Origin of the sequence: Roseobacter cerasinus (assembly GCF_009811755.1) — a bacterium.
GTDB lineage: Bacteria > Pseudomonadota > Alphaproteobacteria > Rhodobacterales > Rhodobacteraceae > Roseobacter > Roseobacter cerasinus.
Genome location: NZ_BLIV01000001.1, coordinates 734,999 through 758,833, shown reverse-complemented (window position 1 = coordinate 758,833; position 23,835 = coordinate 734,999). Strand labels below are relative to the sequence as shown.

The window sequence follows — 23,835 nt, the reverse complement described above, 5'->3', positions numbered from 1 at the left end:
CAATGCGCCCTCTTGCTCCAGCGGCCATTTCGGCCTAGTCCACCGCGCATGTATACCATCGCCGCCCTCTATCACTTCACCCGGTTTGAAGATCCTGCCGCGCTGAAACCCGACCTCCTTGCGCTTTGCACGGCGCAAAGTGTGCAGGGCACGCTGCTGCTCGCACAGGAAGGGCTGAATGGCACCATCGCCGGGCCGCGCGCCGGGATTGATGCGGTGATCGCCCATTTGCGCGGGCTGCCGGGCTGCGCGGATCTGGAGTGGAAAGAGGCGGTCAGCGATCACGCGCCCTTTGGCAAGATGAAGGTCCGGCTCAAGCGTGAGATTGTGACGATGGGTCAGCCCGATGTCGATCCGCGCGCGCGGGTGGGTCACTATGTGGAACCGGAGGACTGGAATGCACTCATCACCGCGCCCGATGTCGCCGTGATCGACACGCGCAACGATTATGAAGTGGCCATCGGCACCTTTGAGGGTGCCATCGACCCCAAAACCGAGAGCTTTGGCGAGTTCCCTGCTTGGTGGGAAGCGAACAAGGCCCGATTTCACAACAAGAAGGTTGCGATGTTCTGCACTGGCGGTATTCGCTGTGAGAAGTCCACGAACTATCTGCTGGGGCAGGGGGTCGAGGAGGTCTATCACCTCAAGGGCGGCATTCTGAAATATCTCGAAGAGGTGCCGGAAGAGGGAAGCACCTGGCAGGGCGCGTGCTTTGTTTTCGACAACCGGGTCAGTGTGGAGCATGGCCTGCGCGAGGGGCCGCATATGCTCTGCCACGGCTGCCGTCGCCCGATCCTGCCAGAAGACACCAAGCGGCCTGCCTATGAGGCCGGGGTGAGCTGTCACCAATGCATCGACGAGACCTCGGATGAGGACAAGGGCCGGTTTCGGGAGCGGCAAAAACAGATGGCTCTGGCCAGGGCGCGTGAGACATCGACAGGCTAGGCAGGCATTGCAGGGCTGCGCCGTGGGCCGCCGCGTGACAGGAGCCACAGCATCACGACGATGTTGAGCCCGTTCCACAGGATGCCGTTGATGAAGGCCAGTTGGTACGATCCGCTCACGTCATAGATCCAGCCGGACATCCGACCTCCCAGCGCCATGCCCATGATTGTTGCCATCATGACAAAGCCGACGCGCGTATCCGCCTCGCGCGCAGGCATATACTCCCGCACGATCAGCGCGTAGCTGGGCACGATGCCGCCCTGGCTGAGGCCAAAGATCAGGCTGACCACGTAAAGCGAGATCAGCGCGTCTGATGGCAGATAGAGAAACAGCGCAAGGCATTGCAGGGCCGAGCCGATGAGCAGCGTTTTCACACCTCCCAACCGGTCGGCCAGCAGCCCCGAGACGATCCGCGAGCCGACGCCGCCCAACAGCATCAACGCCAGCATTTCCGCACCGACAGCAGGGCCATAGCCGAGATCCACGCAATAGGCGACGATATGCACCTGCGGCATCGACATCGCCACACAGCAGCCGATGCCCGCAAGCCCTAATAGGTATTGCAAGGCCCGTGGGGAGAGCCCGGCAGAGCTGGCATTGCGCAGCGACATGTTCTGCGCGGTCACCTGCGCCTCTCGCGGGAGACGTCGCCGCAACGCCAGAGCCAGGGGGATCACGCCCAATAGGGTCACCACCGCCATGAAGAGATAGACGCTGCGCCAGCCGGTCTGCTCCAGCATCCCGGCGAGCACCAGCGGCCAGAAAGCCCCGGAGAGGTAGTTCCCGCTGGCCACCAGCGCCACCGCGATGCCCCGACGCCGGACGAACCAATGGGAAATATCCGCGATCAACGGGCCGAAACCGACAGCGGACGCAAAGCTGACAAGCAACTGCGCCAATGACAGCATCGCGATAGAATGGCTCAGCGTGGCCAAGCCAAACCCCGCCGCAACCCCGACAGCAGCTGCGATCAAAGACAGTGTCACGCCAAACCTATCCACAGCTTTGCCGATGGCAAAGTTGCCCACCGCGAAACCGATCATCGTCAGAGTATAGGGCATGGGTAATGCCCCCGAGATTTGGTGGTGTCTGAAAGTAGAATTTTCTCGAAGATGAAAGAGGAGTTTCTGATGAAGAAATCAAAATACAGCGACGCGCAGATCATGGCGATCTTGAAGCAGGCAGAGAACGGCGTGCCGGTTTCTGATCTGTGTCGCGAACATGGGATGAGCGGCGCGAGCTTCTACAAGTGGCGTTCCAAGTATGTTGGTATGGACGCCAGTCCAATGGCGCGCATGAAAGAGCTGGACGAAGAGAACAAGCGGCTCAAGAAGATGTATGCCGAGAAGAGCATGCAGAACGATTTGCTGAAGGAAACGCTTGGAAAAAAGTGGTGAGGCCGTCTCAAAGACGCGAGATGGCCGAATGGGCGGTGCGCTGCCGATCCGCCAGCATCGCTTTGGCTTGTAGGGCGTTCAGCATCAGTGAAACCTGCTATCGGTATCAGCCAAAGCTTAGCGATGAGAACGAACTTGTCGCGGATTGGCTGATTGCGCTGACGACAGCGAAGAAGACCTGGGGCTTTGGCCTTTGCTTCCTGCACTTTCGGAACGTGAAGGGGTTCAATTGGAACCACAAGCGTGTCTATCGCATCTATCGCGAGCTCGAACTGAACATGCGGATCAAGCCACGTAAACGGCTACAGCGCGAGAAACCGGAACCGCTGGCGGTGCCTGAATCCCCGAACGAGGTTTGGTCCATGGACTTCATGGCGGATCAACTGGCGGACGGTCGGTCCTTTCGGACGCTGAACGTGCTGGATGACTTCAATCGTGAGGGGCTGGCCATTGAAGTAGACTTCTCGCTGCCGTCAGAGCGCGTTGTCCGGACCCTGAACCAGATCATAGCCTGGCGCGGGAAACCGTTGGCCATTCTCGTGGAAAACGGTCCGGAATACGTCAGCGGTCGGCTCCAGACGTGGGCTGAGAAAGCTGGGATCGGATTGATCTACATTCAACCGGGCAAGCCGCAACAGAACGCCTATGTCGAGCGTTACAACAGGACCGTCCGAACGGAATGGCTTGGGCGGTATCACTTCACCAGCATCGAAGAGGTGCAGGATCACGCAACGCGATGGCTCTGGACATACAACAACGAAAGACCAAACATGGGCATCGGCGGGATAACCCCGATACAGAAACTGAAAGCAGCTTAAATTCTACTGAAGCACCCCTCCAAAAATTGGGGGAATGCCAAGCCTCTTGCTGCTGAACATAGTAATTTCACATCATTTTCTGGTCACGACGAAATCCAGATCGGTGTCGTCGGCCGGTTCATCAATGCAAAAGTCGATCTCGTCAAGGTCAGAACCTGCGACTAGGAAAATCCGCTCGACGCAGCGCAAGAAGTTGCCTCCTGCCTTGACTAGGTGCTTCTAATAAGTCGTCGCTGCCCGCGCCGCCTGATCGTATTGCCCGGACATCAGCCGCAGCAGAGACGCGGCGTGGCTGACCTGCTCTGGCTCCAGGCCCAACTCACCCACGGCACGTAATAACAACCCTTCGCGGATCTCGCGGTAGCGCACACAAGTCTCGGCCCCCTTCTCGGTGGCAGTCACCGTCTTCTCCTTGCCTTGCCGCCCGTCCGTCACCAGCCCGGCCTTGATCAGCTTCTTGACCGCATAGTTGACCGTATGCGTATCCTCCACGTTCAGCACCAGACAAATATCGGCGAGCTTCTTGGGCCGGTCGCGATGATAGACCGAGTGCAGCACCAGCACATCGAGCGCGCCGAGTTCGGGATAGCCCGCCATGGCAATCGCGCGCACCATCCAACGGTGAAACGCGTTGTTGGCCAGCGTCAGGCCGAACTCAAGCTCCGAGATCTCCGCGAAGGAGCCGCTCGCGAGATGGGCAGAGGAGACAACAGGGCCAAGAAATCCATCAGACATATCCGAATTCTCCGCAACACAGACATTTTGTCAACATTTTGTTGACGTGTTGTGAAAGTTGCGCAGTATTGACCCTAGGGAATCATCTGCGGGCGGTAGCGGCCCTCCGGCAGGTGCATTGCTCGTGCGACAGGGGCCAACCTCTGCGCGCGGAGAAACAGACGACCAACAAGGGAAACTCACATGACATTCACAAGAGCACTGATGGCTGGCACGGCCACGCTGGCACTCACGGCGGGCGCGGGCCTCGCGGCCGAGAAATGGGACATGCCGATGGCCTATTCGGCCTCCAACTTTCATTCGGAAAACGGCGTGGCCTTCGCGGAATGCGTGGGCGCAGGCACCAATGGCGAGATCACCATCGAGGTGCATCCTGGCGGCTCGCTCTTTGCAGGGGCAGACATCAAGCGGGCGATCCAGACCGGGCAGGTGCAGATCGGCGAGCGCCTGCTCTCCGGCCACCAGAACGAAAGCGCGGTCTTCGGGTTCGACTCCGTGCCCTTCCTCGCGCCGTCCTTTGACGACAGCGAAAAGCTTTACGCAGCGGCGAAGCCCAAGATCGAAGCGCTGCTGGACGAACAGAACCTGGAGCTGCTCTATGCCGTGCCATGGCCGCCGCAGGGCCTCTATTTCAAGAAAGAGGTCAACAGCGTGGCAGACATGGAAGGCATCAAGTTCCGCTCCTACAACAACACAACGAGCCGTCTGGCGGAACTCACAGGAATGTTGCCGGTGACGGTGGAGGCTGCCGAGATCAGCCAGGCCTTTGCCACCGGCGTGGCGGAGTCGATGGTGTCGTCGGGGGCGACGGGCTATGACCGCAAGGTCTGGGAGAGCCTCACGCATTTCTACGAGGTCGATGCCTGGCTGCCGCGCAACTATGTGATGGTCAATCAGGACGTCTGGGCCGATGTCTCCGACGCCAACAAGGAGGCGATCATGGCCTGCGCCACCGAGGCGGAAGCGCGCGGGCTGCAGGCCTCCAAGGACTACACGCAGTTCACCATGGACGGGTTGGCCGAAGGTGGCATGACCGTGCAGCCCGCGGGTGACGCCTTGATGGGCGAGCTGCGCGAAATTGGCGCGACCATGACCGCCGAATGGCTCGAGGCCGCCGGTGAAGAGGGCGCAGCGCTCGTCGATGCCTTTAAGGCCGCGCAGTAAGCGACCCTCGGGCGGTGCACTACGCGCCGCCCGCTTTCCAAGATAGCGCGAGAGGGTGGGCCTGTGACTGCGATCCGCAAGACGCTTGATTTTCTGTATCTGGCCTCCGGCGTGGCGGCGGCGCTCTGCCTGATCGCCATTCTGGGGCTGATCGTGGCGCAGATGGTCGCGCGCTGGACCGGAGAGATCTTCCCCGGCGCGCCGGATTACGCAGGCTACGCGATGGCCGCGGCGAGCTTTCTGGCCTTCGCCAATGCGCTGAACCGCGGGGCGCATATCCGGGTGTCGATCCTGCTGAACGCGGTTACGGCCAAGACCCGGCGGGCGCTGGAGATCTGGTGCTTTGCCATCGCGGCGGCCGTAGCATGGTACTTCACCTACTACGCCTATTGGTTTGTCTACTGGTCGTGGAAGTTCAACGAGGTGAGCCAGGGGCAGGACGCCACTGCGCTCTGGATGCCTCAGTCGGTCATGGTGATCGGCGGCGCGCTGATGGCGATTGCGCTGACCGACAATCTGTTTGCCGTGATCTTCAAGGGCGACCATCGCATCGTGCGCGAAACGGTCGAAGACAGCTTCGAGGGGTGATGATATGACCGAACTCTACGCCATCATTCTTTTTCTCGTTGTCCTTTTCCTGTTGCTCGGCACCGGCGTCTGGGTCGGCCTTGCGCTGATGGGTGTGGCCTGGGTGGGCATGGAGCTCTTCACCACGCGGCCCGTGGGCGACACGATGATCACCACGATCTGGGCGTCGTCTTCGAGTTGGACCCTCACCGCCCTGCCGCTCTTCATTTGGATGGGGGAAATCCTCTATCGCACGCGACTTTCGGAGGACATGTTCAAAGGGCTGTCGCCCTGGCTTGCGCGCATGCCCGGCGGGCTGGTGCATACAAACATCGTCTCCTGCACGATCTTTGCCGCCGTCTCGGGGTCGTCGGCGGCGACGCTGACCACCGTCGGCAAGATGGCCATCCCGGAGCTGCGCGCGCGCGAGTATCCGGAGAAGATGGTGATCGGCACGCTTGCCGGGGCGGCCACGCTGGGCCTGATGATCCCGCCATCCATTGCGCTGATTGTCTATGGCGTGACCGTGAATGAATCGATCACCAAGCTTTTCTTTGCGGGCGTCTTTCCTGGGCTGATCCTCGCGGCGATGTTCATGGCCTATGTGGCGATTGTCTCGAAGGTCTCACCCTCCTGGAACCCGAAGATGGACACCGGCCTGAGCTTTGCCGAAAAGCTGCGCAACTCGCGCTTCCTGCTGCCGGTGCTGGCACTGATCACCGTGGTGATCGGCTCGATGTACGGCGGCTATGCCACAGCGACCGAGGCGGCGGCCATCGGGGTCATCGGCGCGCTGGTGCTGGCGGCGGCGCAGGGCTCTCTCACGCCGTCCACATTCCGGGCCAGCCTCATGGGCGCCATGCGGACAAGCGCCATGATCGCACTGATTCTCGCGGGGGCGGCTTTCCTGAAACTCTCGATGGGCTTCACCGGCCTGCCCCGCGCGCTGGCCGACAACATTGCGGCGATGGAGCTGGGCCGGTTCGAGCTGCTGATGGCGCTTCTGGTCTTCTACATCATCCTCGGCATGTTCCTCGACGGCATTTCGGCGGTGGTGCTGACCATGGCTATCGTCGAGCCCATGGTGCGCGAGGCGGGGATTGACCTCATCTGGTTCGGCATCTTCGTGGTGGTCGTCGTGGAAATGGCGCAGATCACCCCGCCCATCGGCTTCAACCTCTTCGTGCTGCAAGGCATGACGCGGCACGAGATGGGCTACATCACCAAGGCGGCGCTGCCGATGTTCCTGATCATGGTGCTGATGGTCTTTGTGCTGATCTGGTTCCCTGGCATCGCCACGTGGCTGCCGGACAATATCCGAAACACGCCGTAGATGCTCGCGGCTCTGTCCTTATGCGCCACTTACTCTCGCACCCTGCTGATCCTGGGCCTGTCGGCCGGCGTGGGCCTGCCCGGCCTCGCCGCTGCCATGGCGCTGTGGCTGCCGGAAATGGTGGCGGTGCTGCTGGTGATCACCGCGTTCCGCATCGGGCACCGGGCGGCTTTTGGCGCGCTGAGCGATCTGCGGTGGAGCCTGCCTGCGGTTTTGGTCCTGCAACTGGCGGTGCCGCTGGCGGTTGCTGTTCTTGGTCATCTGGCGGGGCTTGGCGGCACGCCACTGGCCCTGGCCTTGGTGCTCGCCTGCGCCGCACCGACCATTGCGGGTGGGGCGTCGCTGGCGATCATCCTGCGGCAGGACCCGGGGCGCATGATGCAGTTTCTGGTGCTGGGCACCGCGCTTTTTCCGCTGACGCTGTTGCCGGTGCTGGTCGCGGTGCCGGTGGTTGTGGATACCTACGTCTTGCTCAGTGTCGGGCTGCGGGCGTTGCTGATCATTCTCGGGGCGGCGGGGCTGGGGTTCCTACTGCGGCACTTGCTGTTGCCCGTCGCCAGCCCCGGCCAGATCAAGGCGATGGATGGCGCCTCGGTCCTGTTCTTTGCAGTGATCGTGGTGGGGCTGATGGCCGCGCTTGGTCCAATGCTGCGGAGCGATCCATGGATCGCGCTTGCGTGGGCGTTGGCGGCCTTCGGGCTGTCGTTCGGGCTGCAACTGCTGACGCTGCTGGCCCTGCGCCACTCGACGCTGGCGCATGTGAGCGGGCCGCTCGCGCTGGCGGCCGGCAATCGCAACATTGCGCTGTTCCTCGTCACCCTGCCGCCCGAGGTGATGGCACCGGTGATGATCTTTGTCGCCTGCTGGCAGTTGCCGATGTACCTCACGCCAATTCTTCTGCCACCGCTCTACCGGCTGGCACCTTAAGATGAGCGCCCCCCCCACCATCGCCCGCGTCGGCCTCACCGGTCTGCTGGTCAGCTTCGGCAGCGCCATGAGCGAGCCTGCGAACCGCGCGGCCCTGGCCTTTCGCACTGCCGTTGAGGCCGAAGACTGGCCGGAGGTCAGCGAGACCATGATGTCGCTTGTCTCGGTCTTTGTCGCGGTTGATCTTGTGACCGCGCCCGCCGAGGAGATCGAGGCACGGCTGCGCGAGGTTCTGGCACGGCAGGACTGGTACGCGGCGGAGCTGCCCAGCGGGCGCACGCTCTGGCATGTGCCCACGGTCTACGGCACCGATCTGGCGCCGCAGCTGGAGGAAGCGGCGGAGGTTGCGGGGCTCGACCCGGATGAGGCGATCCGCCAGCTCTCCACCGCGCGGGTGCGGGTGCTGACGCTGGGCTTTGCACCCGGCCAGCCTTATTTGGGGGAGCTGCCCGAGGTTTGGAACATCCCCCGCCAGCAGGGGCTGACCAAAAGCGTGCCGCGCGGCGCGTTGGTCACGGCGATACGGCAGCTGATCATCTTCACCGGACCGACGCCTACGGGCTGGCGCCATGTGGGTCAGACCGCGTTTCGTAATTTCAACCAGCAGGCCGAGGTGCCCTTTGCGCTGTCGCCGGGAGATGAGCTGGTGTTTCCGGCCATCGACCGGGCGGCGTTTGACAAGCTCTCAGCCCCTAACAGCTATGGCGCCGCAGAGCGGGAGGTGATTGCATGAGCGGCGCATTGACCATCCTCAGCGCCGGACCCGCGCTCAGCCTTCAGGACCTTGGGCGCCGCGGCTATCTCGCAAAAGGGCTCACGCGCGGCGGAGCAGCGGACTTGCGCGCGCTGCACGAGGGCGCGGCGCTTCTTGGGCAGGCGCCGGACTGCGCCGCCATTGAGATGATGGGCATGGGCGGCACCTTCGAGGCGGATGTGGACACGGTGATCGCGCTGACTGGCGCCGAGATGGCGGCGACGCTGGACGGCGCACCGCTGATCTGGAATGCGAGCCACGCGCTGTCCGCAGGGGCGAAACTGGTGATCGCGGGTGTGCGCGCAGGGACCTACGGGTATCTGCATGTGGCGGGCGGTTTTGACACCCCGCCCGAGATGGGGGCGCGGTCTGCCCATCTGACCGCGGGCATTGGGGCACTGTTGCAGGCCAGCGACAGCCTGCCAATCGAGGCTAGCCATGCCCGGCCGGGCCTGTTTCTGACGCCTGAGGGTCGGCTGAGCGGTGGCGTGATCCGCATGGTGCTCTCGTTCCAGTCCGCGCTGTTTTCCGACGCGACCCGCGCGCGGTTCGGAGAGACGGTGTTTCGCCGCGACCCGCGTGCCAACCGGCAGGGCGTGCGGCTGGACATGGCGGGCGACGGCTTTCACGCCGAGGGCGGCCTCAGCATCGTCTCGGAAGTCATCACCCCCGGCGATATTCAGGTCACCGGCGACGGCGCGCCTTATGTGCTTATGTGCGAGAGCCAGACGACGGGCGGCTATCCTCGCATCGGCACGGTGCTGCCCTGCGATCTGCCGAAGGTGGCGCAGGCCCCAGCAGGCGCGGAGTTGCGGTTTCAGGTGGTCTCGCTGGAGGAGGCCATCGCCGCCGAGACCCGCGCGCGCGCCGAGATCAAGGCGCTGCCGTCGCGCATCGCTCGGCTGGTGCGCGACCCGCATGACATTGCCGATCTGCTGAGCTACCAGCTGATTAGCGGGGCCGTATCCGCAGCCGCCGATCCCTTTGCCACAACAGGAGAACAGCCATGACCCGCGTCGATCTGAATGCCGATATGGGCGAGAGCTTTGGTCCCTGGACCATGGGCGACGATGCCGCCCTTCTGCAAACCGTCACCTCCGCGAACATCGCCTGCGGGGCGCATGCGGGCGATCCTTCGGTGATGGCGCGGACCATGCGGATTGCCATAGAGAATGGCGTGGGCCTTGGCGCGCACCCGGGCTTTGCGGACCTGCAGGGCTTCGGGCGGCGGCGGCTCAACATACCGCGCGCCGAGCTGCAAGACCTGATCCGCTTTCAGGTCGCCGCCTCTGTCGGGGTCGCGCGGGCACTTGGCGGCGGGGTCAGGCATCTGAAGCTGCACGGCGCTCTGGCCAATATGGCGTCAGAGGATGAGGCGCTGGCGCGGGACTGCTACGAGGCTGCGCTCTCGGTCGACCCGAACCTCATCGTCATGGTGCTCTGCGCCACAGCGCAGGAGCAGGCGGTGCGGGCTTTGGGCTGCGCCTTCGCGGGCGAGATTTTCGCCGACCGCGCCTATAACGAAGACGCAACGCTCGTGGACCGCAGCCTTGAGGGGGCCGTGATCCACGACCCGGAGCTTGCCGGTCGGCGCATGGTGGAGATGGTGCAGGCGGGCGCAATCCTCACCGCCACGGGTAAGCGGATCGAGACGAGCATCGATACGATCTGCCTGCACGGCGACACGCCCACCGCTGTCCAGATCGCCCGATCTGTCCGCGCTGCGCTGGAAACAGCGGGCGTAACTGTGACGCAGTTTGACGGGCGCAGGGTGTGAGTCAGCCGCGGTCGGGCGACATGACATGGTGGTCGCACCTATGCAATTCGGCCACGACAAATGCCTAAGCCCGCCTGCGCAAGGGTCCGCCAACAGTCCGACGGGTTTTAGGGCGGGCGGCGCTGTCCGGGCCTCGATGGCCTGGTCAGCGCCTCTTTGCCTCACATCACGATCATCAAATCAAACTCAGCCGAGAGGCGCGCAGCCTGCAAGTCCCGCTGGTAGCACAACAATGGCCCCAGCGCGGTAGAGCTGTCGCACCAGATCAGTGTTGTCGCTTGCCAGCACGGTACCCAGGGCGGTTTGCTCAATAACGGAGATATTGGCCGGCAGCGCCGCGGCAAAGCCAGGCAAGGCCGCTGGAACAAGTGCGGCAGGCGCCGAGCGAGACAGGCTCATCACAGCAGCCAGAAGCGCGACCCACGCAACAAAGAGCACTCCGATCCCGAGACCAGCCCTAATAATCATGGATGTGCTCCACGCCTATGCCATCGCGCTGATACTGTCGCAGCCGCGCCCCAAGATCCCGCACCTTCAAGCCGACGAGGTGGCGATAGTCGCCATATCCCTGCCTCTGAATGGAACTACGCGCGCCATCGAATGTTGCAGTCTCGCTGATCACCGTCAGCATAATATCATCATTCCCGGCGATTTCGATGAAATTGACACCACGCGCGGCAAGTTCCCGCAGCAGATGCGTCAGCGCGCGGTAGCGCACCGTCTCGACTTCCAGCCCGACCTCCCGTGCCGCGATGATCTGCAGCCTGTCTTCGCCCTCTCCGGCATAACCTGTGATGATCATGCGCAGTGTCAATTCATCGGCACCGACGGTGTCCACAGCCGCTGCAATGACCCGCGCGTATGCCGCTTTGGCGCCGTACTCCAGCCCAAGGGCAAAGCGCCGCTCGCGGTCGCGCAGTGCACCGGTCGCCATAGTCTCCAGAGCCTCCGCATCCGCGACAAACTCCCATTGGTACCAGGGCACCTGCTGCAGGAAGGTCGCATAACGCCGGGCCTGCCGGGCAGAGAGATCGTCGAGCGGCGCGCGCTCTGGCCCGCGCAACATGGCGATCACGCGGCCCAGGGTTTCCTCATAGGCGGCCTTCATCAGCAGCTCGGCGGTGAAACTGACACCGATCACATAAACCATCTGTTTCGTCTCGCCCGGCACGCCGCCATGGGCGCTGGCGACGCGGGTCACATCGCAGAGGGTGGACCAGAAGCCCGCGATGCTGCGCAAGAAGCCGAAGGTGTGCGGATCGTCGGTGCTGATCACCTGCGCATAGTCGTCATAGGCATGCACGATGTGCCACTCAGGGTAGGTCAGATATGTCCGGCTTTCGGCGCGGTGATGCGCGGGCGGCAGGATGGCGTCATAGGGCTCGGGCGCGGCCTCGCCCCGGCAGGCAAGCTCGGTGTAGGCGACCGGCGCAAGCAGCCCCGCCAGGCAAAGCGCGAGGACAAGCAGGAGACGCCCGAGCCAGCGCCCGACCCTGCGGATCACGGGCGTCTCAGCCCCGCCCAGAGCGCGAAGGCCCCGAGGGCCAGATGCGGCAGGTTCGCGGCGAAACGGACAAAGGTGAAGGACAGCCCGGCAGAGGCGTTGGTGAAGATCCCCAGATCAAGATAGCCGTAGCCGGTGAAAAAGCCGAACACCCCATCACCGAGATAAAGCGCGCCAAAGACGATCAGGAAGAACCGCGCCGTCGCGTGCGACCGCAGCCCGGAGAACAGCGCCCAGAGCGCCGAGGCCACGTGCAGCGCATCGTCAAAGATGTCGAGCGCGAAGATGCCGAAAGCAAGGCCGTCCTCATCGGTGAGCCCGGGGATATAATTCAGCGAGGCTGCGGCCATCAGAACGACGAAATAGCCCAGGCAGATCTTTTGAAGGTGGCTCACAGGCGCTCCAGGTAGCTGTTCCAGAGATTACTACGGAAAAGCAGGCCGGGGTCCAGCCTGCGTTTGGCCTGCGCGAACTCGGCGGCCCGCGGATAGGCGGCGCTGAGCTGCACCACGGTGGGGTGCGGGCGGTAGGGCAGATAATAGCTGCCGCCGATTTCGGTGATGGCACCGACAAGCGCGCGGGTCATGCGCTGCATATCCGCCTCACCCCGCGCGGTTTTCTCCTGGCTGAAGGACATGACTGCAGCGATGCGCGGCTCGCTCGCGTAGCTCAGCCAGCTTTCCGCGTCGGTATCGATGTAGCGCAGCGTGACGTTCAGGAACTCCTGATACGACGCCGGGATAATCTCGCGGCAGATTTGCAGGAATTCGGGGAAGCGCGCGGGCGCGACGAAGTACTCATGCAGGATGTCGACGCGCTGCGGGTTGCGATCATCAAGCGTGACCACCGGTTCGTTGATCAGTGAATTGCGGGTGCTGGCACCGCCACCGACCATGGGGCCGAGGTCGGTCTCGAAGGTCCAGCGCAGCTTGCGGCCCGCCTCGCTGCCCAGCTGCGCGCGGTAGACGCGGCTGGCGAGCTTCGACACCCAGCCGGAGCCGGAGGCGGGCGGTAGGTCGGATTGATCCGCGCTGGGGCGGTAGGTGACCATGAAGGCCTCCTCAAAGAAGGTGTCGTGATCGACGTTGAGCCGCCCATAGGCCATGTTCACCTGCGGGTCATAGACCGCCCTCGCGAAAGCCTCGCCGAACGCCTCGGCGGGCATGATGTCGAACGACGGATCGAGGCGCAGGTTCGGCTCGGCGGCGACCTCCATGGCGATGATCGCGCCGGTGAGCCCATAGCCGCCCATGCTCATGGCGAAGAGCTCGGGGTTTTCGGTGCGGCTGCAGCGCAAAAGCTCGCCATCGGGGAGCAGCAGGTCGATCGCCTGGACCGTTGCCCCCATGGGGCCAAAGGGCACCGCCCAGCCGTGGGCGTTCACGCAGAAGGTGGCGGCGACGCCAAAGTCGTGGTTCGACTGCATGACCTGGGGCGAGAGACCCGCGGGGTCGAGTTCTGCAATCACCTGCGACCAGCGCGCACCGGCATGAGTGCGATAGCTCCGCGCCGCGCTGTCGATCTCGACAAAGCCGTTGTCGAAGGTGATGGCGTGGCCATCGCGGGGGATCGCCTGCCCGCCCATGGAGTGGCGCGCGGCGCCGATGTTCATCGGGCGCCCCTCGGCCCGCGCCTCGGCCATTTCCGCGCGCAGCCGGTCGATCAGAGCGGCGCCCGGATCTTCACTCATCACGATATGCTTGTGCACAGGCGTCGCGCTCAACTCGCTGGCGTCGTTTAGGATCGTCTCGCCTGTTGGTGTCTCGGTTAGGATGCGGGGGGCAATGCGCGTGAGGTCCGTGTCGAAGCTGCGGGCGGCCACCGCACCGATCACCGCGCCGCTGCCAAGGAGCACCGCACGTCTGCCAAATGTCTTCATCTCAAACTCTTTCTTCGGGCAATCGTACCAACATATGCCCGTCAGACTAACGCCGAAGGCGGGCGAGGTCTAAGGACTTCCTGGCCGCGTGCTATAAAATCTGAAGGGGGCTCGCCGCATCTGGGCCTGCGCGTTTCAGTGGCGCGGCATAAAATGCGGGGCCGGATCCGGCAAATTTTAAGACCTTTTGGCTTTTCGGCAGCCCGGAACGCGGTATCTTTGCGCAACCCTGTAACGAGCATCCAGCCGGTGTGAGAGGAGCGCAGCGATGGCCAACCCCCGTGTCTATGAAGGTGGCTGTCTCTGCGGCGCGATCCGGTTCGTGGCCACCGGTCCGATCCCAAGACCGCACACCTGTTCCTGCCGCATGTGCCAGCGGCACAGTGGCGCGCTGACGGCCGTCTGGGTCGAACTGCCCGCCGACCGGGTGCGCTGGACCGGCCCCGGCGGCGCGCCCGCCACCTATCGCTCGTCCGAGGCCTCATCGCGCGCCTTCTGCCCCGCCTGTGGCAGCAGCCTTGGCGCGATGGATGATCACCCGGTGGTGGCCCTGTTGCTTGGCGCCTTTGACAAGGGGCACTACAAGGAATTCGCCCCCGGCGCGCATTCCTATGTCACGCCGCGCCCGAAGTGGTGGAAGGTGCATATCGCCAGCTGACAGCCCCGACCAATTGAGGACTCAACATGATGCGGCGCGCCTCATATACTCCAACCCAATAAGAGACAGATACGCGACTAGGGCTGCCCGCGACGTATCCGGGTGCCCCCGCACGCGCATCGCGCGGGAGGACACGACAATGTGCAAGATTTTTGCCAGCCAGGACCCCGACCGTTACGAGTTGCAGACCCGGCGGCTGCGGCTGAACGGCCAGAGCACCAGCATCCGGCTTGAAAACAGCTTTTGGCGAATCCTCGATGAAATCGCGGAGATGAATGAGATGACGACCCCGGCCTTCATTTCGACCCTGCACAGTGAGGTGCTCGAAGAGAAAGGCGAACCTAAGAACTTTTCTTCTCTGCTGCGCTGCGCCTGCCTGCTGTATCTCGACCGCAAGACAGACCGGGACGTGACGCATCTGGCCGCGGAGTAGCGCGCCCAGAAATGGAACGACGTAGTAGCCCGCTACTACCCGCACGCCGCCCCCGGTGCTTTGCTGAGACGAACGGCAAGACATCAGGGAGGTTGCCTTGGCCAAAGCCATCCACAGCATGATCCGTGTGATCGACGAGGAAAAGTCGGTTGCATTCTACCGCGAAGCCTTTGGGCTGGAGGTCGCGGACAGGCTTGATTTCACGGACTTCACACTGGTCTACCTGTCGAACCCCGAGACGCCCTTCGAGGTGGAGTTGACCATCAACAAAGACCGTACGGAGCCGTATGATCTGGGTGACGGTTACGGCCATCTTGCCGTCTCGGTCGAGAACCTGGAGGCCGAGCATGCCCGGTTTGAGGCCGCTGGCCTCGCCCCCCGCAAAATTGTCGAATTTGCCCCGGATGGAAAACTCGTAGGCAAGTTCTTTTTCGTCGCCGACCCGGATGGCTACCAGATCGAGGTTCTGGAGCGCAGCGGGCGGTTTCTCTGAGCGCACGCGCTCATCACGTTCATGACAGAGGGAGGAGACTCGATGAACATTCAAAGCAAGCCAAGGGCTATGACCCGGCGCCAGCTGCTGAAAAACAGCGCCGCCGCCGGCAGCGCATTTGTGGTCGGCACAGGCTATCTTGCCGGTGCCGATGCGGCCTGGGCCACGGAGACCAGCACGCTGCAGCCGCGCACCATGGCCACGCTGGTGCAGATGGCGCGGGATATCTACCCGCACGACAAAGTCAGCGATGAATACTACGTCGTGGCCGTGAAAGGCTATGACACGCCCGAGGCGGCGGAAGAGGTCGAGGTGGGTATTGCAATTCTCGACGGGGCTGCGCAGGGCAAGGGCTTTGCCAGCTATCTCGATGTGGGCTGGGAGCGCGACCGCGTGGATATCCTGCGTCAGGTTGAGCAGAGTCCGTTCTTTCAGAAGGTGCGCGGCGGGTTGGTGACCGGCCTCTACAACCAGAAAGCGGTCTGGCCGATCTTTGGCTATGAGGGCGAATCCTTCAGCCAAGGCGGTTATCTGGACCGCGGTTTCGACGACATCACCTGGCTTTGAGCCATAGCCTGGGAGGAGAGAGATTATGGCTGCACCTTTTGAATTGAGTGACGCATCTGTCGTCGTAGTAATCGGCACGGGCGCGGGCGGCGGCGTGCTGGCAAATGAATTGGCACAGAAGGGCGTGAGCGTCGTGGCGCTGGAAGCGGGCGGGCGCTACCTGCCCGAAGACTACGTGAATGACGAGTGGGAGGCTTTTGGCCGACTGTCCTGGCTCGATCCGCGCACGACGTCTGGAGACTGGCGCGTGGCGAAGGATTTTTCGGGCCTGCCTGCGTGGATCGTGAAGGCAGTGGGCGGGACCACAACCCATTGGGCGGGCGCTTCATTGCGGTTCCAGCCGCATGAGTGGAAGGCGGCGCAAACATACGGCAACGTACAGGGCGCGAACCTGCTCGACTGGCCCATCGATGCCGAGGAGATGGACCCGTGGTACGATCTGGCCGAGAAGAAGCTGAACGTCACGCGGACCAACGGCAACGCGGGCCTGCCCGGCAACAACAACTACAAGGTGTTCGAGGCGGGCGCGAAGGCGCTGGGGTACGAACAGGTGCACACGGGCCGCATGGCGATCAACAGCGCTGACGGCGACCGGCAGATGTGCCAGCAGACCGGCTTCTGCTTCCAGGGTTGCAAATGGGGTGCCAAGTGGTCGGCGGCCTATACCGACATCCCGCAGGGCGAGGCGACCGGCAACCTGGAAGTGCGGGAGCGCGCCCACGTGCTGCGCATCGAGCATGGCGACGATGGCCTCGTGAACGGCGTGGTCTATGCGGATGCGGACGGCAATGAGCACAAGCAGATGGCACGTGTGGTCTGCGTGGCGGGCAACTCCTTCGAGAGCCCCCGGTTGCTGCTGAACTCTGCTACGTCCATGTATCCCGATGGGCTGGCCAATAGCTCTGGCCAGGTTGGGCGCAACTACATGCGGCACCTCACAGGCTCGGTCTATGCGGTCTTTGACAAGCCGGTGAAGATGTGGCGCGGCACGACCATGGCGGGGATCATCCAGGACGAATCTCGGCATGATCCGTCACGCGGGTTTGTTGGTGGCTATGAGCTGGAAACGCTTAGCCTCGGGCTGCCCTTCATGGCCGCCTTCCTCGACCCCGGCGCCTGGGGGCGCGAGTTCACATCCGCGCTCGACCAATACGAGAACATGGCGGGCATGTGGATCGTGGGTGAGGATATGCCGCAGGAGACCAACCGCGTGACGCTCAACCACGACGTCAAAGACCAATATGGCATGCCGGTGGCCAACGTGCATTACAGCGACCACCCGAACGATCGGGCCATGCGGGATCATGCCTTCCAGCAGGGCGCTGCGGTCTATGACGCGGTGGGGGCCACGCGCACCTTCCCGACGCCGCCGTACCCCTCGACGCATAACTTGGGCACCAACCGGATGTCGGAGAATGCGCGCGACGGGGTGGTGAACAAATGGGGCCAGACCCATGACATCAAGAACCTGTTCATCTCTGATGGCTCACAGTTCACGACCGGAGCGGCGGAGAACCCGACGCTGACCATTGTGGCCTTAGCAATCCGTCAGGCGGACCATCTGGCGCGCGAGATGTCCGCGCAATCACTGTGACCCGGTGACGCAGATGCGAAGGGCGCCTGATCCAGCGGCGTCCGTCGCAGCAGGCCCTTGACGCCTTGTCTGGGCTTCTATCGGTTTCATCCGAAACGCCCTTTGGATCTTTCGTGGCCTGCGGTTTTGCGCCAGACAAGCGCAAAACTTTGGCGGATTGGGCAATGACCACTTCTCAGAATAATGGCTCGGAAAAACAGACCCTTGCTGCGGCAGATCTATTGCGGGAATATCCCAGCGTCTGGATACATGGAGCGGGCCTCTCCGGCAGCACCTGGCAAGACATCACGCAAGATCTGCCCAAGGCTCAAACGCCTGATCTGCCGGGTCATGGCGCTGCGCCGCAGATTGACCCGCCGCGCGTCGAAGGCTTTGCTGAGGTCCTGCTACACGACATGCCGGAGGGCTGTGTTCTGATTGGCCACTCCTTGGGGGGTATGGTCGCGCTCGACATGGCTGCACGCGCGCCCGGGCGGATCGCGGCGCTGATCATCGTCGAAGCAGTGCCGACCGTCCGCGACACGTGGTTTCAGCGTGTCTCGGCGCAACTGGCCGCCGGTATCTTTTCGCATTTGTCCCCAAAACTGCTGGCCTGGCTCTCGGGGCTGGGCGAACGGGGGCAGGCGCGCAACGAGATGCGCGCGCAGTTGGCCCGCCACTCGAAACGCAGCTTGTCTCAAGCTCTCTATGCTGCCTTGGCCTATGACGGGCGCGCTCATCTTGCGGAGATCACGGTGCCAACATTGGTCATCACCGGGCGGCGCAACCGGGCCACGCATCGTGGCGCGGCTCTCATTGCAGCACAGGTGCCGAGGGCCGAGCATGTCATGCTGGGCGGTGGCCATATGTTGCACATCGACAACCCCGACGGGCTGCGCGAGGCCATCAACAGCTTTCTGCACCGACGCTTACCTTGAGCCGCGCACCGATCTTGCATTCAGCGGCCAGTCTGCTAGCACCTCCGCGACGAGGACGCGCGAGGCAAAGATGGACGATCTCAAGCAAAAATACCTGACCCAGATTGCCGGGGCCGGAGATGAGGCGACGCTGGAGACCATTCGGCTTGCTGCCGTTGGCAAAAAAGGTGAGGTCGCGCTGAAAATGCGCGAGCTGGGTGGGATGACACCTGAAGAGCGGCAAGTCGCAGGTCCGGCGCTGAATGCCTTGAAGAACGAGATCAACTCGGCGCTGGCCGCCAAAAAGGCGGCCCTCGCGGACGCGGCGCTCGATGCGCGGCTCCGCGAGGAGTGGCTCGACGTCACCCTGCCGGCGCGCAGCCGTCCGCGCGGCACCATCCATCCCATCAGCCAGGTCACCGAAGAGGTCACCGCGATCTTTGCCGAAATGGGGTTCAGCGTGGCCGAAGGCCCGCGCATCGACACCGATTGGTACAACTTCGATGCGCTGAACATCCCCGGCCATCACCCCGCGCGGGCCGAGATGGATACGTTCTATATGCACCGCGCCGAGGGTGACAATCGTCCGCCGCATGTGCTGCGCACTCATACTTCACCAGTGCAAATCCGCTCGATGGAGGCGATGGGCGCGCCGATGCGCATCATCTGCCCCGGCGGCGTCTACCGCGCTGACTATGACCACACCCACACGCCGATGTTCCATCAGGTCGAAGGGCTGGCGATAGACCGTGATATCTCCATGGCGAACCTGAAATGGGTTCTGGAGGAGTTCGTGAAGGCGTTTTTTGAGGTCGACGGGGTCGATCTGCGTTTTCGCGCCTCGCATTTCCCCTTCACCGAGCCATCAGCGGAGGTCGACATCCGCTGTTCCTGGGAAGGCGGCACGCTCAAGGTGGGCGAGGGCGACGATTGGCTTGAAATCTTGGGCTCCGGCATGGTGCACCCCAAGGTGCTGAAGGCCGGCGGAATCGACCCCGAGAGCTGGCAGGGCTTTGCCTTTGGCATGGGGATCGACCGGATTGCGATGCTGAAATACGGCATCCCGGATCTGCGCGCCTTCTTCGATTCCGATCTGCGCTGGCTGCGCCACTACGGCTTTGCCAGCCTGGACCAACCCACCTTGCATGGCGGCCTGAGCCGGTAGCTATCGAGAATTGTCGACGGGCTGGGAAAACCGTGTTATGATTCCCGTTATGGTAGAGGAAGAGCACACACCCGACCGGGGCTCGCGCGTTTTTCTTGTGACTGTGATGTTGTGCCTGATCATCGTGGCACATGTGTTTATGTGGTTCTCTGACATGCCGCGCGATCTGAAAATCGTCTTCACCGTGCTGAATGCGGCGGGCTGGACCATTGTGTTGGCCCCCATTCTGCTGGTGGACCGCTGGCTGGCGGCCCTTCAGGCGCGCGATGATGAGGCCGACAGCTCGAACGCCTGACGCGGACGTGATGTGACAGCCGGGGCGCGTCGGCTAAGACTGCGGCCATGATCTATCGCAGTATTGCTGCCTTTTTCTTTGTTGTTCTTACCCAAGCGGCTCACGCCATGGGGCCGTGGAAAGGGCCCTGTGTTGGCGATGTGCCCTGTGCCTTGGGCGAACGGTCGTACCACGTGGCGCTGCCGGATGTCTGGGACGGGATCACGCCACTGCCCGTCATGCTGCATTTTCACGGATGGCAACGCACAGGCGCGCTGCCTGTGCAACACCAGCGTATCGCCGGGGCCACGCGGAGGCGAGGTGTGCTGCTGGTCGCGCCGAATGGGCTGCGCAAGACCTGGGATTTCTGGGACAGCGACACGGATGATGTGGCCTTTGCGGCCGCCGTTCTGGAAGATGTGGCCAAGCGCTATCCCATAGACCGGGAGCGGATTTACATCTCCGGCTATTCCTTCGGGTCGGCCATGGCCTGGCGGTATGTCTGCGAAAACGGCAATAGCGTCGCGGCGCTTTTGGCCGTTGCGGGCACCTTGCAGCAGAGCGAAAACTGCCCGCAGGCCCCGCGCGAAGTGCGCCATGTGCACGGGCTGGATGACACGGTTATGGATTTCCCGATGGGCCCGGGCGGAGATGACACCTATCCTGTCGCCCTATGGCGCGATCATTTCGGCTGTGCCGAGGGCGAGCCGCGGGGGCCTTGGGCGGCGCGCGACTTTCTGACCTTCGAGCGCACCACCTGGGCCTGTGACGGCGGGCGCGTCAGCCTCGATCTGCACCCCGGCGGGCATTTCATCCCGCATGGCTGGTTTGCGCGGCAGCTGGACGAATTGCTCGGGCTGCCGCCGTCGTATCCCTAAGCGCACCAATCACTTTCCCCTGCCGATGCTTTGGGCTATCAGGGCGCGGACTTGATTTGCCCCGGTGAAGAGACATGAAATTCACGCTTTCCTGGTTGAAAGACCATCTGGACACAACCGCGACGCTGGACGAGATCCTCTATGCGCTGACCGACCTCGGGCTTGAGGTCGAAGGCGTCGAGGACCGGGGCGCGAAGCTGCGCGACTTTACCATCGGTTACGTCAAATCGGCAGAGAAACACCCGGATGCCGACCGGCTGCGCGTGTGCCAGGTAGAGACCGACGAAGGCTTGAAGCAGATCATCTGCGGCGCGCCAAATGCCCGCGAAGGGATCGTCGTCGTTGTGGCCAAGCCCGGGGTCTATGTGCCGGGCATCGACACCACCATCGGTGTCGGCAAGATCCGCGGGATCGAGAGCTTCGGCATGATGGCCTCCGAGCGCGAGATGGAGCTCAGCGATGAGCACGATGGCATCATCGAACTGCCATCGGGTGAGGTTGGTCAAAGCTTTGTCGATTGGCTTGCCGAGAACGATCCGGCCAAGGTTGACCCGGTGATCGAGGTCGCGATCACGCCGAACCGGCCCGATGCGCTGGGGGTGCGCGGTATTGCGCGCGATCTGGCGGCGCGCGGTCTCGGCACGCTGATCAAGCGCGATGTGGAGGCGGTGGAGGGCACTTTCCCCTGTCCGATCAGCGTGACCATCGATCGCGATACGTTGGAGCAATGCCCGGTGTTCTATGGCCGTGTCATCAGAGGCGTGAAGAACGGGCCAAGCCCCGCCTGGCTGCAGGATTGCCTGCGCGCCATCGGTTTGCGCCCGATCTCCTTCCTCGTGGATGTGACGAATTTCTTCACCTATGACCGCAACCGCCCGCTGCATGTCTTTGATGCGGACAAGATCGCCGGGAACGCCCTGCGCGTGCACCGCGCCAAGGGCGGCGAGACGCTGATGGGCCTGGATGAGAAGGAATACACCTTCGACGAAGGCATGACGCTGATTTCCGACGCGGGTGGTGTCGAAAGCAGTGGCGGCGTGATGGGGGGGCTGGCCTCGGGTTGCACCGACGAGACCACGAATGTCTTCCTTGAAGCGGCCTATTTCGATCCGATCCGGACTGCGTACACGGGGCGCGCGCTCAAGATCAACTCCGATGCGCGCTACCGGTTTGAGCGGGGGATTGATCCGGCCTGGACACCTTATGGCATCGCGCAAGCCACGCGGATGATCCTGGATCATGCGGGTGGCGAGGCCTCCGAAGTGATTGTGGCGGGCAAGATCCCCGCGACGGATCGGGCGTACAAGCTCGACGCGGCGAGAGTCCAGTCGCTGGTGGGCATGGATATTCCCGAGAGTGAACAGCGCCAGACGCTGACCGCGCTGGGTTTTGTGCTTGAGGGCAATATGGCCCATGTGCCCAGCTGGCGCCCGGATGTGCAGGGCGAAGCTGATCTGGTGGAGGAAGTCGCGCGCGTGGCCTCCCTGACCAAGCTCGAAGGCAAACCTTTGCCACGTGTGACCGATGGTGTGCCCAAGCCGATCCTCTCGCCGATGCAACGGCGTGAGGCGATTGCCCGGCGCACCTGCGCGGCCTTGGGATACAATGAATGCGTCACCTATACGTTTATCGATCAAGCCTCTGCCGCGCTTTTCGGCGGCGGCGCGGATGCCACCAAGCTGGAAAACCCGATCAGCAGCGACATGAGCCACATGCGCCCCGCATTGCTGCCGGGGCTGTTGCAGGCGGCTGCGCGCAATCAGGCGCGCGGGTTCAGTGATCTGGCGCTCTTCGAGGTTGGCCCTGCCTTCCATGGTGGTGAGCCGGGCGACCAGCACACGCTGGTCAGCGGCTTGCTGGTCGGGCGCACCGGTCCTAAGGATGTGTTGGGTTCCTCCCGGGCGGTGGATGTCTTCGATGTGAAAGCGGATGCCGAAGCGGTGCTGGCAGCACTTGGCGCGCCCGCCAAGGTGCAGATTCTGCGCGGTGCGTCCGCGTGGTGGCATCCAGGGCGGCACGGCAAGATCTGTCTGGGCCCAAAGAAGGTGCTGGGCGTCTTTGGGGAGCTGCACCCTCGCGTGCTGGAGGCGATGGATGTGAAAGGCCCGGCGATGGCCTTCACCCTTTGGCCCGGCGAGGTGCCGATGCCGCGCAAGACAGGTGCCACCCGCCCCGCGCTGGGCATCTCCGATCTGCAGGCGGTCGAGCGTGACTTTGCCTTTGTGGTGGATGCTGATGTCGAAGCGCTGACCCTCGTGAACGCGGCCATGGGTGCCGACAAGGCGTTGATCGAGGATGTGCGCGTCTTCGACGAGTTCATCGGCGGCAGCCTTGGCGAGGGCAAGAAGTCCTTGGCACTTACGGTGCGCATGCAGCCGGTGGAACAGACGCTGAAGGACAAGGATATCGAGGTGGTCAGCGCCAAGGTGGTCGAGAACGTGAGCAAAGCCACCGGTGCCGTCTTGCGCGGATAGCGCGGGACAGGCCCGTCTGGCGCCCTACCTCTGAGCAAATGTCGACAAAAGGAGAGCGCCATGACGCTGAAGGTCTATCTGTCCGGAGAAATCCACACCGATTGGCGTGAGCAGATCATCGATGGGTCCAAAGACCTCGATGTGAGCTTTGGCAGCCCGGTGACAGATCACGCAGCCAGCGATGATTGCGGCGTGGCGATCTTGGGCGCAGAGCCGAACAAATACTGGCACGACCACAAGGGCGCGATGGTGAATGCGATCCGCACGCGCAAAGGCATCGCTGACGCGGATGTGGTCGTCGTGCGCTTTGGGGAGAAGTACAAGCAGTGGAACGCCGCCTTCGATGCTGGTTATGCGGCCGCCTTGGGCAAATCGCTGATCATTCTGCACAGGCCAGATCACGCGCACGCTCTGAAAGAGGTCGACGCTGCCGCGCTGGCGGTGGCGCAAGAGCCAGCGCAGGTGGTGGATATCCTGCGCTATGTGCTGCACGGGACTTTGCCGTCCTGACGTTGCGGCCATGGGTGGCCTGAAAGCCCACCCAACCTGCCAGTACAAACGGTTGCGACCAGCAGGTGGGGTGGGCTTTCAGGCCACCCCTTG

General features: G+C 63.1%; 26 protein-coding genes. 20 read left to right on the top strand and 6 right to left on the bottom strand.

Annotation, left to right across the window (positions count from 1 at the left end; translation table 11 throughout):
- Positions 1-48: 48 nt before the first annotated feature.
- Positions 49-945, top strand: coding sequence for an oxygen-dependent tRNA uridine(34) hydroxylase TrhO (gene trhO / locus So717_RS03810; RefSeq protein WP_159974853.1), 897 nt, complete (start codon positions 49-51; stop codon positions 943-945).
- On the opposite strand, the gene So717_RS03805 is transcribed toward trhO, so the two are convergent.
- On the bottom strand, positions 942-2,006 hold the full coding sequence (locus So717_RS03805; RefSeq protein WP_159974852.1) for an MFS transporter: 1,065 nt from the start codon (positions 2,004-2,006) through the stop codon (positions 942-944). The genes trhO and So717_RS03805 overlap by 4 nt on opposite strands.
- Positions 2,007-2,075: 69 nt before the next feature.
- On the opposite strand from So717_RS03805, the gene So717_RS03800 reads away from it, so the two are divergent.
- Positions 2,076-3,160, top strand: a protein-coding gene (locus So717_RS03800; protein ID WP_238840654.1) for an IS3 family transposase whose coding sequence is annotated in 2 segments (ribosomal slippage) — positions 2,076-2,274 and positions 2,274-3,160 — 1,086 coding nt in all. Because the reading frame shifts where the segments join, the coding sequence is not laid out codon by codon here.
- A gap of 219 nt (positions 3,161-3,379) precedes the next feature.
- On the opposite strand, the gene So717_RS03795 is transcribed toward So717_RS03800, so the two are convergent.
- On the bottom strand, positions 3,380-3,895 hold the full coding sequence (locus So717_RS03795; RefSeq protein ID WP_159974850.1) for a winged helix DNA-binding protein: 516 nt from the start codon (positions 3,893-3,895) through the stop codon (positions 3,380-3,382).
- 183 nt (positions 3,896-4,078) lie between these two features.
- Between So717_RS03795 and So717_RS03790 the strand changes: the two genes are divergently transcribed.
- From So717_RS03790 to So717_RS03760, 7 genes are all read left to right on the top strand, one after another.
- Entirely contained in the window at positions 4,079-5,059 is a 981-nt protein-coding gene (locus tag So717_RS03790) for a TRAP transporter substrate-binding protein (protein ID WP_159974849.1), read from the top strand.
- Between the two features lie 63 nt (positions 5,060-5,122).
- Positions 5,123-5,647 carry a TRAP transporter small permease gene (locus So717_RS03785; RefSeq protein ID WP_159974848.1) on the top strand — a complete coding sequence of 175 codons (525 nt, stop codon included), beginning with the start codon at positions 5,123-5,125 and terminating at the stop codon, positions 5,645-5,647.
- Between the two features lie 4 nt (positions 5,648-5,651).
- Positions 5,652-6,959, top strand: coding sequence for a TRAP transporter large permease (locus So717_RS03780; protein ID WP_159974847.1), 1,308 nt, complete (start codon positions 5,652-5,654; stop codon positions 6,957-6,959).
- Entirely contained in the window at positions 6,960-7,886 is a 927-nt protein-coding gene (locus tag So717_RS03775) for a hypothetical protein (RefSeq protein ID WP_159974846.1), read from the top strand.
- Position 7,887: 1 nt separating this feature from the next.
- Entirely contained in the window at positions 7,888-8,619 is a 732-nt protein-coding gene (locus So717_RS03770) for a 5-oxoprolinase subunit B family protein (RefSeq protein WP_159974845.1), read from the top strand.
- Complete coding sequence (locus tag So717_RS03765; RefSeq protein WP_159974844.1) at positions 8,616-9,650, top strand: 5-oxoprolinase subunit C family protein; 1,035 nt, start codon at positions 8,616-8,618, stop codon at positions 9,648-9,650. Before So717_RS03770 ends, So717_RS03765 begins: the two co-directional genes overlap by 4 nt.
- Positions 9,647-10,417 (top strand): LamB/YcsF family protein, encoded by a 771-nt coding sequence (locus So717_RS03760; RefSeq protein ID WP_159974843.1) that lies wholly within the window; start codon positions 9,647-9,649, stop codon positions 10,415-10,417. The genes So717_RS03765 and So717_RS03760 overlap by 4 nt, the downstream gene beginning before the upstream one ends.
- A 186-nt stretch (positions 10,418-10,603) precedes the next feature.
- Here So717_RS03760 and So717_RS03755 read toward each other — a convergent pair whose 3' ends face one another.
- Genes So717_RS03755 through So717_RS03740 form a run of 4 tightly spaced genes read right to left on the bottom strand, consistent with a single transcriptional unit; the run spans position 10,604 to position 13,800 of the window.
- The gene (locus tag So717_RS03755) at positions 10,604-10,885 is read right to left on the bottom strand and encodes a hypothetical protein (RefSeq protein ID WP_159974842.1); all 282 of its coding nucleotides are present in this window, start codon (positions 10,883-10,885) and stop codon (positions 10,604-10,606) included.
- Positions 10,875-11,921: a hypothetical protein gene (locus So717_RS03750; protein WP_306439494.1), complete on the bottom strand. Its 1,047-nt coding sequence runs from the start codon at positions 11,919-11,921 to the stop codon at positions 10,875-10,877. The genes So717_RS03755 and So717_RS03750 overlap by 11 nt, the downstream gene beginning before the upstream one ends.
- Entirely contained in the window at positions 11,918-12,316 is a 399-nt protein-coding gene (locus So717_RS03745) for a hypothetical protein (RefSeq protein ID WP_159974841.1), read from the bottom strand. The genes So717_RS03750 and So717_RS03745 overlap by 4 nt, the downstream gene beginning before the upstream one ends.
- Complete coding sequence (locus So717_RS03740) at positions 12,313-13,800, bottom strand: FAD-binding protein (RefSeq protein ID WP_159974840.1); 1,488 nt, start codon at positions 13,798-13,800, stop codon at positions 12,313-12,315. Before So717_RS03740 ends, So717_RS03745 begins: the two co-directional genes overlap by 4 nt.
- A gap of 268 nt (positions 13,801-14,068) precedes the next feature.
- Here So717_RS03740 and So717_RS03735 point away from each other — a divergent pair, with 268 nt between their 5' ends.
- From So717_RS03735 to So717_RS03685, 11 genes are all read left to right on the top strand, one after another.
- Complete coding sequence (locus So717_RS03735) at positions 14,069-14,458, top strand: GFA family protein (protein WP_159974839.1); 390 nt, start codon at positions 14,069-14,071, stop codon at positions 14,456-14,458.
- 139 nt (positions 14,459-14,597) lie between these two features.
- Entirely contained in the window at positions 14,598-14,891 is a 294-nt protein-coding gene (locus tag So717_RS03730) for a ribbon-helix-helix domain-containing protein (protein WP_159974838.1), read from the top strand.
- 97 nt (positions 14,892-14,988) lie between these two features.
- Positions 14,989-15,384 (top strand): VOC family protein, encoded by a 396-nt coding sequence (locus So717_RS03725; protein WP_159974837.1) that lies wholly within the window; start codon positions 14,989-14,991, stop codon positions 15,382-15,384.
- A 42-nt stretch (positions 15,385-15,426) separates the two neighbouring features.
- A complete protein-coding gene (locus So717_RS03720) occupies positions 15,427-15,951 on the top strand; it encodes a twin-arginine translocation signal domain-containing protein (protein ID WP_159974836.1) in 525 nt (174 codons plus the stop codon).
- A 25-nt stretch (positions 15,952-15,976) separates the two neighbouring features.
- On the top strand, positions 15,977-17,545 hold the full coding sequence (locus So717_RS03715) for a GMC family oxidoreductase (protein ID WP_159974835.1): 1,569 nt from the start codon (positions 15,977-15,979) through the stop codon (positions 17,543-17,545).
- Between the two features lie 164 nt (positions 17,546-17,709).
- Positions 17,710-18,462: an alpha/beta fold hydrolase gene (locus tag So717_RS03710; RefSeq protein WP_159974834.1), complete on the top strand. Its 753-nt coding sequence runs from the start codon at positions 17,710-17,712 to the stop codon at positions 18,460-18,462.
- Positions 18,463-18,532: 70 nt separating this feature from the next.
- Positions 18,533-19,606 (top strand): phenylalanine--tRNA ligase subunit alpha, encoded by a 1,074-nt coding sequence (gene pheS / locus So717_RS03705; protein ID WP_159974833.1) that lies wholly within the window; start codon positions 18,533-18,535, stop codon positions 19,604-19,606.
- A gap of 49 nt (positions 19,607-19,655) precedes the next feature.
- Positions 19,656-19,901: a phenylalanyl-tRNA synthetase subunit beta gene (locus tag So717_RS03700; protein WP_159974832.1), complete on the top strand. Its 246-nt coding sequence runs from the start codon at positions 19,656-19,658 to the stop codon at positions 19,899-19,901.
- A 47-nt stretch (positions 19,902-19,948) separates the two neighbouring features.
- Positions 19,949-20,758, top strand: a complete 810-nt coding sequence (locus So717_RS03695; protein WP_159974831.1) for a CE1 family esterase — start codon at positions 19,949-19,951, stop codon at positions 20,756-20,758.
- Between the two features lie 74 nt (positions 20,759-20,832).
- Positions 20,833-23,232, top strand: a complete 2,400-nt coding sequence (gene pheT / locus So717_RS03690) for a phenylalanine--tRNA ligase subunit beta (RefSeq protein ID WP_159974830.1) — start codon at positions 20,833-20,835, stop codon at positions 23,230-23,232.
- 60 nt (positions 23,233-23,292) lie between these two features.
- Positions 23,293-23,742 carry a YtoQ family protein gene (locus So717_RS03685; protein WP_159974829.1) on the top strand — a complete coding sequence of 150 codons (450 nt, stop codon included), beginning with the start codon at positions 23,293-23,295 and terminating at the stop codon, positions 23,740-23,742.
- The last annotated feature ends 93 nt before the right edge of the window (positions 23,743-23,835 follow it).

What these genes read in the sequence shown, in the direction of transcription:
- trhO (WP_159974853.1), top strand. Translation starts at nt 49, where the DNA reads ATGTATACCATCGCCGCCCTCTATCACTTCACCCGGTTTGAAGATCCT.
- So717_RS03805 (WP_159974852.1), bottom strand. Translation starts at nt 2,006, where the DNA reads ATGCCCTATACTCTGACGATGATCGGTTTCGCGGTGGGCAACTTTGCC.
- So717_RS03795 (WP_159974850.1), bottom strand. Translation starts at nt 3,895, where the DNA reads ATGTCTGATGGATTTCTTGGCCCTGTTGTCTCCTCTGCCCATCTCGCG.
- So717_RS03790 (WP_159974849.1), top strand. Translation starts at nt 4,079, where the DNA reads ATGACATTCACAAGAGCACTGATGGCTGGCACGGCCACGCTGGCACTC.
- So717_RS03780 (WP_159974847.1), top strand. Translation starts at nt 5,652, where the DNA reads ATGACCGAACTCTACGCCATCATTCTTTTTCTCGTTGTCCTTTTCCTG.
- So717_RS03775 (WP_159974846.1), top strand. Translation starts at nt 6,960, where the DNA reads ATGCTCGCGGCTCTGTCCTTATGCGCCACTTACTCTCGCACCCTGCTG.
- So717_RS03770 (WP_159974845.1), top strand. Translation starts at nt 7,888, where the DNA reads ATGAGCGCCCCCCCCACCATCGCCCGCGTCGGCCTCACCGGTCTGCTG.
- So717_RS03765 (WP_159974844.1), top strand. Translation starts at nt 8,616, where the DNA reads ATGAGCGGCGCATTGACCATCCTCAGCGCCGGACCCGCGCTCAGCCTT.
- So717_RS03760 (WP_159974843.1), top strand. Translation starts at nt 9,647, where the DNA reads ATGACCCGCGTCGATCTGAATGCCGATATGGGCGAGAGCTTTGGTCCC.
- So717_RS03755 (WP_159974842.1), bottom strand. Translation starts at nt 10,885, where the DNA reads ATGATTATTAGGGCTGGTCTCGGGATCGGAGTGCTCTTTGTTGCGTGG.
- So717_RS03740 (WP_159974840.1), bottom strand. Translation starts at nt 13,800, where the DNA reads ATGAAGACATTTGGCAGACGTGCGGTGCTCCTTGGCAGCGGCGCGGTG.
- So717_RS03735 (WP_159974839.1), top strand. Translation starts at nt 14,069, where the DNA reads ATGGCCAACCCCCGTGTCTATGAAGGTGGCTGTCTCTGCGGCGCGATC.
- So717_RS03730 (WP_159974838.1), top strand. Translation starts at nt 14,598, where the DNA reads ATGTGCAAGATTTTTGCCAGCCAGGACCCCGACCGTTACGAGTTGCAG.
- So717_RS03720 (WP_159974836.1), top strand. Translation starts at nt 15,427, where the DNA reads ATGAACATTCAAAGCAAGCCAAGGGCTATGACCCGGCGCCAGCTGCTG.
- So717_RS03715 (WP_159974835.1), top strand. Translation starts at nt 15,977, where the DNA reads ATGGCTGCACCTTTTGAATTGAGTGACGCATCTGTCGTCGTAGTAATC.
- So717_RS03710 (WP_159974834.1), top strand. Translation starts at nt 17,710, where the DNA reads ATGACCACTTCTCAGAATAATGGCTCGGAAAAACAGACCCTTGCTGCG.
- pheS (WP_159974833.1), top strand. Translation starts at nt 18,533, where the DNA reads ATGGACGATCTCAAGCAAAAATACCTGACCCAGATTGCCGGGGCCGGA.
- So717_RS03700 (WP_159974832.1), top strand. Translation starts at nt 19,656, where the DNA reads ATGGTAGAGGAAGAGCACACACCCGACCGGGGCTCGCGCGTTTTTCTT.
- So717_RS03695 (WP_159974831.1), top strand. Translation starts at nt 19,949, where the DNA reads ATGATCTATCGCAGTATTGCTGCCTTTTTCTTTGTTGTTCTTACCCAA.
- pheT (WP_159974830.1), top strand. Translation starts at nt 20,833, where the DNA reads ATGAAATTCACGCTTTCCTGGTTGAAAGACCATCTGGACACAACCGCG.
- So717_RS03685 (WP_159974829.1), top strand. Translation starts at nt 23,293, where the DNA reads ATGACGCTGAAGGTCTATCTGTCCGGAGAAATCCACACCGATTGGCGT.